This window comes from Bradyrhizobium sp. (assembly GCF_030697065.1).
In the GTDB taxonomy this organism is placed as follows: Bacteria; Pseudomonadota; Alphaproteobacteria; order Rhizobiales; family Xanthobacteraceae; genus Bradyrhizobium.
In genome coordinates this window covers 1-14522 of record NZ_JAUYQU010000045.1, presented here as the reverse complement: position 1 = coordinate 14522, position 14522 = coordinate 1, and the positions used below count along the sequence as shown (strand labels likewise).

The window sequence follows — 14522 nt, the reverse complement described above, 5'->3', positions numbered from 1 at the left end:
ATCAGCGCCGGCCGACGCGATTGACCGGGCCGCCGCGGTTCATCGGTGTTCCCCGCACACCAACGCCGGGGGTCACCACGGCGCGCGCAACCGGACGTGGCCGCAGCACGACCCCGGGCCTGACGACGCATCCGACGGGATATGAGACATACTGGCAGTAGACCACCGCGCTGGCTTTTTCAGTGCCTGCGGAGACGAAGCCGACTACCAGCCCGGTGGTCAGCAGTGCCGACAATGCAATCGATAGCTTCATCCTGGCGTCCTCCGTTGTTTAGGCATCTAAAAAATGACGGGATCGAGCAATCTGTGTATTGACGCAGATCAAACCTCCTCCGCGAGTGATTGTCGCCTATGCTACCTGGAGCTCGTCGGACGAATCGCAACGGCAGGCATCGCTGCCCCGACTCATCAGTTGCCCGGGGCAGCCATCCGTTTCCACATCAAGCCTTGATCCATCGCTGCTTGACTCGATGGAGCTGCGCCCGAAGATGGGCATGGCCATCCTCACCGATGCAGGATTGCCATTGGATGATCGCAAGGCTGAGGGCAGTCGTTGGCACGCAAGCGGCGCAAATCAGGGAGGGAGACACCGAGGGCACCTGCCCGCGGGCCGTTACTGGCTTCGCCGTCGGCGGAGCCGAAGCCCGCAGGGCCGAATGTCGCGCGATTGCCGCCGCGCCGGATCTGGATCGCGATGGCGATGGTGGCAGCCGCCGTCTTCGCATTCGGTGGCGCCTTCCATATTTTCAATCACGGCGGACCCGCTTCGCCGATCCAGCATTCGGCCGTTGCGGCCTTCGTCGGCAGCGAGACCTGCGCGGGCTGCCACCAGGCCGAAGCAAAATTGTGGAATGCTTCACAGCACAAGGCGGCGATGCAGCACGCCAACGACAAGACCGTGCTCGGCAATTTCAACGATTCAAGCTTTGATTATTACGGCGTGCGCTCCCGCTTCTTTCGCAAGGACGGCAAATTCCTGGTCGAGACCGACGGCGCCGACGGCAAACTCGCCATATTCGAGATAAAATACACTTTCGGCATCGATCCGCTGCAGCAGTATCTGGTCGAGTTTCCCGACGGACGTCTGCAGGCCCTGTCGCTGGCCTGGGACTCAAGGCCGCAGGAAAAGGGCGGCCAACGCTGGTTTCACCTCTCCGAAAACGAAGAAATCAAGCATGACGATATTCTGCATTGGACCAAATTGAACCAGAACTGGAATTTCATGTGCGCGGAATGCCACTCGACCGGCCTGCGCAAGAACTACGATGTCAAAACGGATCGTTTCGCGACGACATGGGCGGAAATCAGCGTGGGCTGCGAGGCCTGTCATGGCCAGGGCTCGGGCCACACCGCTTGGGCGCGCAACCAGCGGAGCTGGTGGCCGTTCGGCAGGCGCGAAGATTCCAGCAAGGGATTGCTGGTGCGCTTTGACGAGCGCCATAGCGTCACCTGGCCGATGGACGCGCAGACCGGGACCGCCAGTCGCAGTGCAGCGCCGGCCACATTGCGCAAGGAGGTCGAGACCTGCGGCCTGTGCCACGCACGGCGCGCCGGATTCCACGCTGACTGGGTGCCTGGTCAGTGGCTGTCGCAAACCCATGCGGTCGAGGCGCTCGCGCGCAACACCTATCACCCCGACGGACAGATCCGTGATGTCGAGGAGCCGTACAATTATACCCCGTTCAAGCAGGGCAAGATGTTTGCCGCCGGCGTCACCTGCAGCGATTGCCACGAGCCCCACAGTTCGAAACTTCGCGCTTCAGGAGAGGGTGTCTGCCTGCAATGTCATGCCCCCGACAAGTTCGCCGACGAAAAGCACCGCCACCACGCCGGCGTCGATCCACCGCCGACCTGCGTATCGTGCCACATGCAGGCCCGAACCTACATGGTCGTCGATCCCCGCCACGATCACGCCTTTCGTGTTCCGAGGCCGGATCTTTCGGTCAAGATGGGGACACCGAACGCGTGCAACGACTGCCACCGCGACAAGCCGGCGCAATGGGCCGCTACCGCGATCGAGCGTTGGTATGGCCCCGACCGCAAGGGCTTTCAGGCCTATGGACCATCATTACATGCAGCGCGCACCGATCAGCCCGATGCCGCCGCGCTTCTTTCCGTCCTTGCCGCGGATCGCCATGCGCCGGCAGTGGCGCGCGCAAGCGCACTCGGCGAACTTGCCTCGCGCATAACGCCGGCAAATATCGCGACGGCACGCACTGCGCTCGTCGATCCCGATCCAATGGTACGGATCGGTGCCCTCGACATGCTTGAAAACGTGCCCGCCGATCAGGTCTGGCCTTTAGTTTCTCCCTTATTGTCCGATCCCATCCGCGGCGTACGCATCAGGGCGGCCTCTCTGCTCGCGACCGTGCCGACCGCAAGCCAGCCCACACGGGACCGCGCGTCCTTTGATCGGGTAGCCGCCGAGTTCATCGCAGCACAACGCGCCAATGCCGAGCGGCCGGAAGCCCGCACGGCGCTCGCAAATTTTCTCGCGCGGCGCGGACTGAGTGACGATGCCGAGACGGAATACAAGGCCGCGCTGAAACTCAGCCCGCAGTATGCGACGGCGGCGATCAATCTAGCCGACTTGTATCGCCAGCGCGGCCGAGATAGCGACGGCGAAAGTGTGCTTCGCGCGGCGCTCGCGGCATCGCCTCGCGACGCGGCCGCGCACCACGCACTCGGCCTGACCCTGACGCGACTGAAAAGGCCGGCCGATGCGCTCGTCGAGCTCCGGAAGGCCACCGAGTTGGAGCCGGATGATGCACGCTACAGCTATGTTTACGCCGTCGCGCTCCATTCCGGCGGTCAGCGCGATGAAGCTGTCGCGGTCTTGAAGCAAACCCTGCGGAGTCATCCCGACGATCGCGATGTTCTGCAGGCGCTCGTCTCCTTCAGTCGCATGGCGGGGAATGCAACGGCAGCGCTCGGATATGCCGAGCAGCTCGCAATCGTCGTGCCGGGAGACAAAGACCTTGCTGAGGTTATTCTTGAACTTCGAAGGGCTGCGAATTCGCCGCCACAAAGTGGGGAGCGATGAAGCAGTTTGAATTCACCGTCATTGCATCGGACCTCGGTCCTGCAGCGGATACCGACAATTGAACCGTAGCGTTCGGCCCGGCCGCGTGGAGAGCGAAGCCGGGTGATAGATAAGTCGCCAGGCAGCGACCTATCCGTCTTGGGCCCCACCACTGGCGCTATGGTGCGATCGCAAGCATCAACAACGCGAGTGCCGGCGACCTAACTCTCCAGGACGCGCTCCATAAACACCCGGCGGCAGTCCATTTCATACTCCAGGTCCTGCACCGGCGGACGATGGAGATACCACGTCAAACCCTGTTCGAAGATGCCACGTTGGCCGAGCTCGCTTTCGATGAAGGGGTGGATATCGTGGACGGTATAGAGCTGGGTCGCGGTAACCTTGCTCCAGTCCCCGCCGAACGCGCTCATGCGGCGCTCCATCTCGCCCAGAACCCATTGCGCCTTCTCGACCATCGCCGCCGGGCTGACGTCACCGATCCGAACGGCATGGTCGCGATAGCTGCCCTTGCCTTCCGGTGCTTCACCGCTGCCGGCGACGACGAACGACGCCGGCGCGTTGGCGGCGGGCACGGCATACGTAAATGCATGGAAGCCCGGTTCCGCCGGCGGATCGATCTTCGGACACACATTGCTGCGCGCGACGGGATTCACTCCGTCCGGCAGCAATCCCCATGCTTTCAGGGTGCCGGTGTACACTTCATTGAACTCCACGAAGCCGCTTTCCGTGAACGGCGCAGGCGAGCGCAACTCGCAGGCGGCGAACGCGCTCAGCGGTCTGCCGGCATCCTTCAGAATCTGCTCGATGCGATCAAACCCCTGGCGCATCGGCACCGGCCTGGTGAACCGCACCCGCTCCAGGGCGAAGCCCGGCAGCGCGGCGACACCGGCCGAATACTGGCTGACGCCCGGCATGAACCTGTAACCGCCCTTCGCTGCTTCGACAGTCTCGATCATGTTGCCTCTCCTGCTGCAGAAATTCTTTTCGATTGGGTTTCAAATCAATCTTCGAGCACGCCGAGATAGGCGTCGCGAATGATCGGATCAGCCAGCAGCTCCGCGCCGGACCCCGACCGCACGATCCGGCCCATGTCCATGACATAAGCCGCATGACACAGGTCGAGCGCCGTCGTCACATCCTGCTCGACCAGCAGGATAGACATACCTTCGGCGTTAAGCGCACGAAGCGCAGCAACAAGCTGCTCGACCAGCAGCGGCGACAGTCCAAGCGACAATTCATCGATCATCAACAGATTCGGCGCACTCATCAGCCCGCGCCCGATCGCGCACATCTGCTGCTCGCCGCCGGACAGTGTCGCCGCCGCCTGATTGCGGCGCTCGAACAGCTTCGGGAACGTGGCATAGACGCGGTCCATATCGCGGCTGATCTCGGCCCGCCCGGCCGTGCGCGAATAGGCTCCCATCAGGAGGTTGTCTTCAATGCTCATGGCGCCGAACAGCCGCCGGCCCTCCGGCACGTGAACGATGCCGTGCGACAGGATTGCGGCCGCGGTCGCATCGGCGAGATCCACGCCGTCGGAGCGATAGCTTCCCGACTGGATCGGGATCAGCCCCGACAACGCACGCATCAGCGTCGTCTTGCCCGCGCCGTTGGAACCGATCAGCGCAGTGATCTCTCCTCGCCGGACGGCAAGATCGATGCCCCACAGCACCTGAACCTCGCCGTAGCCGGCGCGCAAGCCCTGAAGCTCGAGGATGGGTGTATCAGCCATGGGCGCCGGCCCTTTGCGCATACTGCTGGCCGAGATAGGCCTCCACGACGGCCGGATTCTTGATGACATCCCGCGGAGCGCCGTCGGCGATCAACTGACCGTTGTGCAGCACCACGATCCGCGTACAGACGTTCAGCACGACCTTCATCAAATGCTCGATCATCACGATGGTTATGCCGTTTTCCGCAAGCTGATGAATGAGGCGCGTCGCGCGTTCGACTTCCGCGCTGTTCAGGCCTGCATTGACTTCGTCGAGGAACAGCAGCTTCGGCTTCATCGCGAGGGCTTTCGCGAGTTCAAGGCGCTTGCGCATCGCCAGGGTCAGCGTCGCTGCGGGCTGATCCGACTGCGCTTCGAGGCCGACGAACGCCAGATGCGCGCGCGCTTCCTGCCGCGCCGATCTGATGCTTTCGCCGGGCTGCGAAAACAGTGCCGCGGCGGCGACGTTATCCAGCGCACTGAATTCCGCGAACGGCTGCACGATCTGGAACGTACGCGACAGTCCGAGACGCGCGGACTGGTAGGTCTTCACGCGCGTGATGTCCTGCCCCATGAACGTGACCGTGCCGGAGCTTGCCGGTGTGACGCCTGTAACCACGTTGACAAGCGTCGTCTTTCCGGCGCCGTTCGGGCCGATGAGGCCGAGAACCTCGCCTTTGCTGATGCCGAGCGAAACATCTTGCAGCGCTTTCAGGCCGCTGAAGTTCCGCGAGACGGACTGGAGCCGTAGGATTTCAGACACGCTTCGGTCTCCATGCAAGAAGCCGAGACCGCAGCGACATCAGTCCGTTTGGCAGGAACAGCAACAGAACGACGATCAGAACGCCGAGCACGCCGCTGTGGATCTGGATGTAGTTGCGCCAGACCACCTCCTCCAGCCCGAGATAAACGAATGCCCCGATCAGGACGCCGAGCGGCGAGCCGAGCCCTCCGATCAACGCCATGACGATCGGCTTCACCGAATAAAGAATGTCGAACACATCGGACGGATCAATGTAATGAACCCAGGCCGCGTACACCCCGCCCGCGGCGCCGACAAAGCAGGCGGACAGCCCGAACGCGACGCTCTTGTAGAGCGTGGTGTTGAGCCCGATCATATTGGCGGCGGTTTCGTTCTGCCGGATACATGCGAGGCCGAAACCGAGCTTGGAGCCCGCCACCACGACGACCATCGACGCGGTTCCGAGCAGCAGTCCCCACATCACATAGAAGTAGAACGTCGCATCCGCCATCACGCCGGCCGTCGAGGTCAGCGGGATGTTCAATCCCATGCCGCCGCCGGTGAGATCGGTGGCATTGTTGACGAGTTCGCGGAACACCTCGATCAGCGACAGGCTGGCGATGGCAAAATAGTGGCCGCGCAGACGAAGCAGCGCCGCGCCAAGCAGACACGCCAGCGCAAAGGAGGCCCCCCCCGCTGCGGCAACCGCAACCACCAGCGGCACGCCCTTGCCGAGCAGGACGCCCGCCGTATAGGCGCCGAAACCGAAGAAAGCAGCGGTCGCAAATGAAGGATAGCCTGCCAGACCGCCGACCACGTTCCACGACAGCGCGAGGATACCGTACATGCAGGCGATGGTGCCGAGCCGCAGCGCGTAGGAGCCTCCGAACATGGGCAGCGCGGCGATAACCGCGACCAGCGCCAGCAGGATGAAGTTCGATCGCGTCATTCAAAGCCCTTTCGGCCGAGCAGGCCCTGGGGACGCACGATCAGAAAGACGATCAGCAGCGCGAACGACAGCGTCGTCGCATGCGCGGGACCTATCAGCGCCGAACCAATTCCCTCGATCAGCGCAAGCAGGATGCCGCCCGCCAGCGCGCCCGACACGCTGCCGAGGCCGCCGAGCACGCAGACCACGAAGGCCTTTCCCAGATAGGCGGTCGAAGTCAGGGGCGAGATCGGGAAGATCAGCGCCATCAGCACACCGGCGCAGCCCGCCAGCGCAGCACCGAGACCGAACGCAATCGCGTAGATCGAATTGACGTCGACGCCCATCAACCGGGCCGCATCGCGGTCCAGCCTGACTGCGATGATGGCGCGCCCGACGCGCAACCGCCGCAGGATCAGATAGAGTATGCCGGTCAGCGCCAGCGCGGATGCGGTTGCGATCAAACGGTCGATCGGCACAACGACATCGAACAGCGAGACCGACCCCATAGGGGGCGTCAGCGTAAGCTTGCGGTAATCCGCCTTGAAGTAATAGATCATCGCGTTGTTGAGAATCAGGTCGAGCCCGAACGTCAAAGTCAGCGTGACCAGAACAGGCGCCGTGATCACGCGGTTGAGGATCAGGCGCTGAATGACGTAACCGAGAACAAAAAACGCCGGAGCCGCGATGCCGAGCGCATACCACGGCGAGATGTGGAGCGACTGATAGAGCCCCCATGCCAGATAGGCGCCGAGAACGATGAACGAGCCGTGGATCAGATTGATGACATTCAACACACCCCAGACCAGCGAGAAGCCGATCGCGATACACGCATAAAGGCAGCCCAACACCAATGCATTGATCAGAACCTGGGCCGCCAGCATGTCGGGTTTCCGCTTTCCCTGGACCGATAGGGGTCAGTTGACGCCGAGCCGGAATTCGCCCTGCTTGATGAGCGCAGGCGAGAGAACCACAGCTTTTCCACCCTGAAGCTGAAGCACCGGCGGCTCCAGCGAATCGATCTGCCCGGTCGGTCCGAACTTCACCGGCCCCCAGAACGTCATCTCGTTCATCCTGGCAAGCTCGTCGCGGACCTTGTCGCGGTCCAGCGATCCCGCGCGCTCAATGGCCATCTGGAACAGCGCACCCGAAACCGACGCCGAGGCCTGCGCGTAATCGGGATCCGACTTGTACTTGTCGCGGAACAGTTTGACGTAGTTGGCGGTCGTGCCGAAGATGTCCTTGCCGGAATACTGCGCGGCAGGATGCCACCAGGCGGCGCTGGTGATGTTTTCACCGCTGGCACCGGCGGCATCGATGAACTCCTGATAGGCGGGACCCGCGATCATGGTGAGCACGCCGGCCTTGATCTGCTGATCGGCCATCTGCTTGCGAACGAGCAGCAGGTCATTGATGTAGCCGGTCACGAAAATCCATTGCGGCGCGAGCGATTTGATCTGCGACAGCGTCGCCGAGTGATCCAGCGTATTGATCGCGTATTTCTCGGAATACACCACTTCGAGGCCGTTGGCCTTGGCCGACTTCTCCATCTCCTGGGCAATCGCCAGCGGAAAGAGATCGTTGCGCGCCAGAATGGCGACCTTTTTCACGTCCGTCGCCTTGGCCTTGACGATCTGGGTGAGCGGCGTGGTCAGCGTGTCGTTCGGCGTGAAGGTACCGAACAGGTACTTGTAACCCTGGTCATAGACCTGCGCGGAGGACGCGGTCGACGCGATGGTCGGCACCTTGTATTTCTCGGATACGCTGCTGCCGGCCTTGGCGGCGCCCGAACCGAACGGGCTGAACAGGAAATTGACGTTGTTCTGCGTGATCATCTGCTCGGTGGTCTGCACCGCGCGGGGCGTATTCGACTGGTAGTCGGCGTAGACGATCTCGACCTTGTACTTCTTGCCGCCGACCGAGATGCCTCCGGCCTTGTTGGCCTGCTCGGCCCAAAGATCGTATCCCTGCTGCTGCTTGATGGCTTCAGGCGCCAGCGGACCGGTCAGCGGAAGCGGCGCTCCGAACTTGACGACGTCCTGCGCCAGCGCCGCGGAGGCTGATAATCCAAGACAGGCGGCGAGAAGAAGCGAATTCAAGCGACGTGACGTAAGCCGGGAACGGGTCATCTGGTTTCTCCTGCATGGACCGAGAGGGTAACCTGGCCGAAAGCATGACAAATCGGGCAATCGAATAAAAGCATTGAAATTCGAACCGAACGGTCTAAAAATTCGACTGCTATGCAGCGCCTGCACCGTTTCCGGGCAAGCGATGAAGGGCTGTCGGAAACTAACACATGATCGAATCGACGGCTCTCAGATACTTTCGGGAGGTAACGCTGCGCGGGTCCATCAAGCGGGCCGCCGAATCGCTGCGTATCGCGCCCAGCGCGATCAGCCGGCAGGTCCAGGGGCTCGAGGACGAACTTTCGGCGAAGCTGTTCGATCGGGGCGCGCGGGGCATGAGCCTGACCGGCGCCGGCCACCTGCTCTATCGTTATGCAGTCGAGAGCCAGGACAAGCTTGATCGAATTCGCGTTCAGGTCGAGGAATTCGACTCGCTGCAGCGCGGCCAGGTGAAGCTTGCGACCGTTGAAGGACTGCTCGCGAGCTTCGTGTCCGATTTCGTCGTCGACCTTTCGAAAGCCTACCCCGGCATCTCGATCACGGTCACGACGGCGGGCACCAGCGGCGTCGCCGAAATGGTCGGACGGCACGAGGTCGATCTCGGCCTCGTTTTCGGCCGTGCGCCGCGGCGCGACCTGATCGAACTGGCGCGCATGCGCCAGTCGCTGTGCCTCATGGTCGCCCCCGATCATCCGATGGCCGCCAGGGAGTATTGTGCGATCAAGGACCTCGCGGGCCTGCGCGTGATCCTGCCCGATCTGTCGTTCGGCATCCGTCAGGAAATCGACCGCGCTTGCGCCAAGGCCAATGTCGAGCTCGATGTCTACAGCGAGACAAACTCGATTGCCTTCCTCCGCACCATCGCCGTGAAGACCCGTATCGGAACCTTCCTGCCGCGCGACTCGGCCATGCCCGAACTGCTCGCAGGCACGCTGATCGCGGTGCCTTTGCGCGACAAGCGTCTGGAGGCCACGCAGGTGACGCTGGTCCGGCTCGCAACCAGGAATTCCACGCCCTCGGGGCTTCGCGTTGCGCAGCTTCTCGTGGAGAGGATGAAAGAGCGAAAGAGCTGATCGGGCCGCGCCGTCAGTTCGGAAACTCCACCATGGCCTCGCCGGTCGCGACCTTCTCGCCGGCCTGGTTCTTCACCATGACGTCGATCAGCACCCAGCGCGAATTCGCCGTGACCTGCTTTGATTTCACGATGCCGGTGGGCTGGATGGTGTCGCCGGGCTTGACCGGCTTGACCCAGCGGGTCTCCAGACGGCGGTGGATGGCACCGGCGGGGTAGGCCCAGTCGGTGATCATGCGCGAGATCAAGCCGAAATTGTTCATGCCGTGCATGATGATGCCGCCGAAATTGGTCTTCCCGAAACTTCCCTTCATGTATTCGTCGTCGAGATGCAGCGGGTTGTAATCGAGCGAGCCGTCGCAGAACAGCCGGATCGATTCGCGGCTGACCTCGAATTTCGGTCCGTCGATGCTGTCGCCTTCGCCGAGATTTTCGAACGTGGTGGTCATGATTTCCCTCGCCTCATTCCGGCCGGATGGTCCAGCCGCGGCCGGAGCAGATCACGTCGCCGTGCTGGTTGAAGAAGACGTTGTCGTGCACCACAAACAGCCGTTCGCGCTTGATGAACTTGTCGAGCGCTCGCGCCTGCAGGGTGATGACGTCGTCGGGACGCGCCGGAATGTTGTAGCTCCAGGACTGCCCCGCATTGACCGTGCCCGGCGAGCGCATCCAGTCGTCAGCCGGGGTGCAGGAAAACATCAGGAGGATGTGGATCGAGGGCGGCGCGATCAGCCCGCCATAGCGCGTGGTTCTGGCGTAGGCTTCGTCGAAATAGATCGGGTGATCCTCGCCGACCGACTTGCAGTAGAGTTCGATCGCCGCCTTGGTCAGCGTATAGGGAATGGTCTTGCGCGGCACGCCGGGGACGATGTCGTCCCACACCTTGCGCAGATTGGCGTGTTTCCAGAAATCGGTTTCGAAGGCTTCCGCCTGCGCCATCGCATCCTCCCTTGTCCGCCGCTATGATGCCGGCCTGTCATGCCGCCTTATGCCATCTTGCGGAATTTGTTATATGGTATAATCAATTCGCCACGTTGTAAAATCAAGCGGTGCTGCCGGGGAAACGTCACATGCCCAAACTGAAGCTGCCCAATATCGACGACGTCGTCGCGATCGACATCCACACCCATGCCGAGGAGCCCTGCGGCATGCATGGCGACGACGGCTATGACGATTTCCAGGCGAAGATGGCCGACTACTTCAAGTCGCCCAACAAGCACCCGCCGACCGTCCAGGAGACCGCGGCCTATTACCGCGCCAAGAAGATCGCCGCCGTGATCTTCCCGGTCGATGCCGAGCGCGAGACCGGATTCCGCCGCTACAACAATTACGAGATGCTGGAAATCGCGTCTGAGAATTCCGACGTGCTGATCCCCTTTGCCAGCATCGACCCGCACAAGGGCAAGCTCGGCGTCCGCGAGGCGCGCAAGCTGATCGAGGAATACGGCGTCCGCGGCTTCAAGTTCCATCCGACCATGCAGGGCTTCTATCCGAACGACCGCATGGCCTATCCGCTGTATGAAGCCATCAACGACGGCGGCGCCATCGCGCTGTTCCACACCGGCCAGACCGGCGTCGGCTCGGGCATGCCCGGCGGCATGGGGATGCGGCTGAAATATTCCAACCCGATGTATATGGACGACGTCGCGGCGGATTTCCCGGACCTGAGAATCATTCTCGCACACCCGTCATTCCCCTGGCAGGAAGAGGCGCTGTCGGTCGCAACCCACAAGCCGAACGTCTATATCGACCTCTCCGGCTGGTCGCCGAAATATTTCCCGCCGATTCTGGTGCGCTACATCAACTCGATGCTGCAGGACAAGATGCTGTTCGGCTCGGACTGGCCGGTGATCACGCCGGACCGCTGGATGGCCGATTTCGCCAAGCTCGAGATCCGCGACGAGATCCGGCCGAAGGTGCTGAAAGCCAATGCGCGGAAACTGCTGGGGATCTAACGACCAGCATCGAACGGATGATATCATCGTGAGCATCAAAGCCGTTGTGTTCGATGCCTATGGCACCCTGTATGACATCCAGTCGGTAGCAGCCATTACCGAGCAGGCATTTCCCGGCTACGGCGAAATCATCACGCAGATCTGGCGTATCAAGCAGCTCGAATATACCTGGCTGCGCTCGCTGATGGGACGCTATGACGATTTTTCCGTGATCACCCGGGATTCGCTCGCCTATGCGCTCAGGGTACTCGGGCTGAAAGGCGATGAGGCGACGTTCGAGCGCATCATGGAAAAATATCTGCATCTCGATCTCTACCCGGATGCGATCGCGGCCCTGGCGGCGATGCGGGATCGCAAGCTCGCGATCCTTTCCAACGGCAGCACGGCCATGCTCAACGCGCTGGTCGCCAACAGCGGCCTCGACCGCGTGCTGGATGCAACCATCAGCATCGACTCCCGAAGAATTTTCAAGCCGGCTCCCGAAGCCTACGGGCTGATCGAAACGAGGCTTGGCGTGGCGCCCACCGAGGTGCTGTTCATTTCCTCGAACCCGTGGGACGCCTGCGGCGCGAAGGCCTTCGGCCTCAACGTCGCCTGGATCGAGCGCGTGACGCCTGAAGCGATGGCGGCGGCCTGCGTCGACAATGATCTCGTAGCTCCGCTCACGATGTTCAAGGCAATCCGGACCCAAATGGACGAACTCGGGCTCGAGCCGGATTATCGCATCCGAGCGCTGGCTCAACTGCCCCAGCTGATCGCCGACCATGAGTCCCAAAAATGAGTCTTGAATCCGTCCGCGCCTTCTTCGCCGAAAAAGCCCCCGATATCGCCGTGATCGAATCGCCCATGAGTTCGGCGACGGTCGCGCTCGCCGCCGAGGCCTATGGCGTCGAGCCGGCGCGCATCGCAAAGACGCTTTCGCTGCGGATCGGCGAGCGCGTGGTGCTGATCGTCGCCGCCGGCACCTCGCGCATGGACAACAGGAAGGTCAAGGCGCATTTCGGCGGCAAGCCGAAGATGCTCGGCGTCGAGGAAGTCGCCGACATCACCGGGCACGAAGTCGGCGGCGTCTGTCCGTTCGGCCTGAAGGCGCCGTTGCCGGTCTATTGCGACGTCTCGCTGCAGGCGTTCGACGAGGTGGTGCCGGCCGCGGGCTCGACCCACAGCGCGGTGCGCATCGCACCGATGCGGATGGCGGCGTTGACCGGCGCTGAATGGATCGATGTGTGCGAGCATCGCGAGACCCCCTTCAACCTTCCCTGAAGGTGGAGGGTAGGCTCGACCCTACCCCTCCAGGCGAAGGTGAACTGATTTTCGTTTGCTCCCCATTGCCAGCCGTTTCGCCAGGAAATCCGCCAGCACCTCGACACGGGCGGGGCGCGGGCCGCCGGGGGGCGTCACCAGATGCACCGCGCCTTCGGGCTGCTTCCAGTCCTTCAGGATCACCTCGACCTCGCCGGAGGCGATGGCATCGCCGACGATGAAGTCCGGCAGGTCGGCGATGCCGAGCCCGGCAATCAGCGCCGGCAAGACGGCTTCGCCATTGTTGACGCGCAACTGTCCCGCCGGGCGCACGCTGGCCTGTTCGCCCGATGCATTGGTGTAGTGCCAGACGCCGGGCGTCGATAGATAGGCGTAGCCGAAACATCTATGCTCCGCGAGATGCATCGGATGCGTCGGCCGGCCGTGACGCTTGAGATAGGCGGGCGCCGCCACGGTGTAGCGCGGCATCGCGCATAGCCGGCGCGCGATCAGCGAGGAATCCGGCAGCCGAGCGATGCGCAGGCCGGCGTCAAACCCTTCGCCGATCAGATCGACGGTGGCGTCGCTGAGATGCAGGTCGATCGAGACCTCGGGATACTGCTCCAGGAATTCCGGCAGCAGCGGCGCCACGGTTCGCACGCCGAAGGTCATGGGCACCGCGAGCCGCACCAGCCCGCGTGGCGTTGCCGATTGCGCCAGCGCCTCGTTCTCCGCCGCCTCGCCATCCGACAAAAGGCGCGCGGCGCGCTCGGCCAGTTTCTGGCCGGCATCGGTCAGCGCGAGCCGCCGCGAGGTGCGGTTGAACAGCCGCGCGCCAAGCCGCGCCTCCAGCCGGGTGACCGCCTTGGACACCGTCGCCCTGGACAGCGCCAATTCGGTCGCGGCCGCCGCAAACGACCGTAATTCCACGACTTTTGCGAAAATCGCGAAGCCTTCGAAGTCGGGCAGTTTCGCCATGGGCTCGATCTTATTGGATCAATTTCGGAAACAATACGTTTCGATAGTTTCTATTTATATCATACCCGCAAAGGCATATCCACAGCGTCATCGGAAATCAACCAGCGGAGAAATCCAATGACCAAATCACTCACCGGCAAGGTGGCCCTCGTCACCGGCGGCTCGCGCGGCATCGGCGCGGCCAGCGCCCGCGCCCTCGCCGCAGAGGGTGCCAATGTTGCGATCAGCTACGTCGCCTCGCCCGACAAGGCCGAGGCCGTGGTGAAGGAATTGAAAGCCAGCGGTGTCGAAGCAAAAGCCTTCAAGGCCGACCAGGCCTCATCGGCCGAAGTCGAACAACTGGTGAGGGACGTCGCGAAACATTTCGGCCGGCTCGACATTCTCGTCAACAATGCCGGCGTCGCGGCCGGTGGCGCGGTCGACGATCCCAATAGCGACATCGCGGCACTGCTCCGCCAGGATGCAATCAACGTCCACGGCGTGATCAGCGCGATCCGCGCGGCATCGCAATTGATGGGCGAAGGCGGACGCATCATCACCATCGGTTCGGGTATCGCCACCCGCGCCTCGTTCCCGGGCCTCGCCGACTACGCGGCCACCAAGGCTGCGATCGTCGGCTACAGCAAGGGCGCATCGCGCGACCTTGGACCGCGCGGCATCACGGTCAACGTGCTGCAGCCGGGCTCAATCGATACCGACATGAATCCGAAGGATGGCGGTGACTT

The 14522-nt window shown here is 62.6% G+C and carries 16 protein-coding genes; 6 read left to right on the top strand and 10 right to left on the bottom strand.

Going from position 1 to position 14522, the window contains the following annotated elements; genetic code table 11:
* Position 1: 1 nt before the first annotated feature.
* A complete protein-coding gene (locus tag Q8R73_RS03140; protein ID WP_305718094.1) occupies positions 2 to 253 on the bottom strand; it encodes a hypothetical protein in 252 nt (83 codons plus the stop codon).
* Between the two features lie 441 nt (positions 254 to 694).
* On the opposite strand from Q8R73_RS03140, the gene Q8R73_RS03135 reads away from it, so the two are divergent.
* Positions 695 to 3043 (top strand): tetratricopeptide repeat protein, encoded by a 2349-nt coding sequence (locus Q8R73_RS03135; protein ID WP_305718093.1) that lies wholly within the window; start codon positions 695 to 697, stop codon positions 3041 to 3043.
* A 200-nt stretch (positions 3044 to 3243) separates the two neighbouring features.
* Here Q8R73_RS03135 and Q8R73_RS03130 read toward each other — a convergent pair whose 3' ends face one another.
* From Q8R73_RS03130 to Q8R73_RS03105, 6 genes are read right to left on the bottom strand one after another with little or no spacing between them, the layout of a single operon-like run.
* A complete protein-coding gene (locus Q8R73_RS03130; RefSeq protein WP_305718092.1) occupies positions 3244 to 3999 on the bottom strand; it encodes a hypothetical protein in 756 nt (251 codons plus the stop codon).
* Positions 4000 to 4043: 44 nt separating this feature from the next.
* Positions 4044 to 4775, bottom strand: a complete 732-nt coding sequence (locus Q8R73_RS03125; RefSeq protein WP_305718091.1) for an ABC transporter ATP-binding protein — start codon at positions 4773 to 4775, stop codon at positions 4044 to 4046.
* Positions 4768 to 5517 carry an ABC transporter ATP-binding protein gene (locus Q8R73_RS03120; RefSeq protein ID WP_305718090.1) on the bottom strand — a complete coding sequence of 250 codons (750 nt, stop codon included), beginning with the start codon at positions 5515 to 5517 and terminating at the stop codon, positions 4768 to 4770. Before Q8R73_RS03120 ends, Q8R73_RS03125 begins: the two co-directional genes overlap by 8 nt.
* Positions 5510 to 6445: a branched-chain amino acid ABC transporter permease gene (locus Q8R73_RS03115; RefSeq protein WP_305718089.1), complete on the bottom strand. Its 936-nt coding sequence runs from the start codon at positions 6443 to 6445 to the stop codon at positions 5510 to 5512. The genes Q8R73_RS03120 and Q8R73_RS03115 overlap by 8 nt, the downstream gene beginning before the upstream one ends.
* Positions 6442 to 7308 (bottom strand): branched-chain amino acid ABC transporter permease, encoded by an 867-nt coding sequence (locus Q8R73_RS03110; RefSeq protein WP_305718088.1) that lies wholly within the window; start codon positions 7306 to 7308, stop codon positions 6442 to 6444. The genes Q8R73_RS03115 and Q8R73_RS03110 overlap by 4 nt, the downstream gene beginning before the upstream one ends.
* 33 nt (positions 7309 to 7341) lie before the next feature.
* Entirely contained in the window at positions 7342 to 8553 is a 1212-nt protein-coding gene (locus Q8R73_RS03105; protein WP_371126020.1) for an amino acid ABC transporter substrate-binding protein, read from the bottom strand.
* A 167-nt stretch (positions 8554 to 8720) separates the two neighbouring features.
* On the opposite strand from Q8R73_RS03105, the gene Q8R73_RS03100 reads away from it, so the two are divergent.
* Entirely contained in the window at positions 8721 to 9623 is a 903-nt protein-coding gene (locus Q8R73_RS03100) for a LysR family transcriptional regulator (RefSeq protein WP_305718086.1), read from the top strand.
* A 13-nt stretch (positions 9624 to 9636) separates the two neighbouring features.
* On the opposite strand, the gene Q8R73_RS03095 is transcribed toward Q8R73_RS03100, so the two are convergent.
* Positions 9637 to 10071: a MaoC family dehydratase gene (locus tag Q8R73_RS03095; RefSeq protein ID WP_305718085.1), complete on the bottom strand. Its 435-nt coding sequence runs from the start codon at positions 10069 to 10071 to the stop codon at positions 9637 to 9639.
* Positions 10072 to 10084: 13 nt separating this feature from the next.
* On the bottom strand, positions 10085 to 10561 hold the full coding sequence (locus tag Q8R73_RS03090) for a MaoC family dehydratase N-terminal domain-containing protein (RefSeq protein WP_305718084.1): 477 nt from the start codon (positions 10559 to 10561) through the stop codon (positions 10085 to 10087).
* Positions 10562 to 10692: 131 nt separating this feature from the next.
* Between Q8R73_RS03090 and Q8R73_RS03085 the strand changes: the two genes are divergently transcribed.
* From Q8R73_RS03085 to Q8R73_RS03075, 3 genes are read left to right on the top strand one after another with little or no spacing between them, the layout of a single operon-like run.
* Complete coding sequence (locus tag Q8R73_RS03085) at positions 10693 to 11577, top strand: amidohydrolase family protein (RefSeq protein ID WP_305718083.1); 885 nt, start codon at positions 10693 to 10695, stop codon at positions 11575 to 11577.
* Positions 11578 to 11605: 28 nt separating this feature from the next.
* Positions 11606 to 12358 (top strand): haloacid dehalogenase type II, encoded by a 753-nt coding sequence (locus Q8R73_RS03080; protein ID WP_305718082.1) that lies wholly within the window; start codon positions 11606 to 11608, stop codon positions 12356 to 12358.
* Complete coding sequence (locus tag Q8R73_RS03075; RefSeq protein ID WP_305718081.1) at positions 12355 to 12840, top strand: YbaK/EbsC family protein; 486 nt, start codon at positions 12355 to 12357, stop codon at positions 12838 to 12840. The genes Q8R73_RS03080 and Q8R73_RS03075 overlap by 4 nt, the downstream gene beginning before the upstream one ends.
* Before the next feature lie 21 nt (positions 12841 to 12861).
* Here Q8R73_RS03075 and Q8R73_RS03070 read toward each other — a convergent pair whose 3' ends face one another.
* A complete protein-coding gene (locus Q8R73_RS03070) occupies positions 12862 to 13797 on the bottom strand; it encodes a LysR family transcriptional regulator (RefSeq protein WP_305718080.1) in 936 nt (311 codons plus the stop codon).
* 117 nt (positions 13798 to 13914) lie between these two features.
* Here Q8R73_RS03070 and Q8R73_RS03065 point away from each other — a divergent pair.
* Positions 13915 to 14522: SDR family NAD(P)-dependent oxidoreductase (locus tag Q8R73_RS03065; protein ID WP_305718079.1), on the top strand; the 608-nt coding region annotated here is incomplete at its 3' end.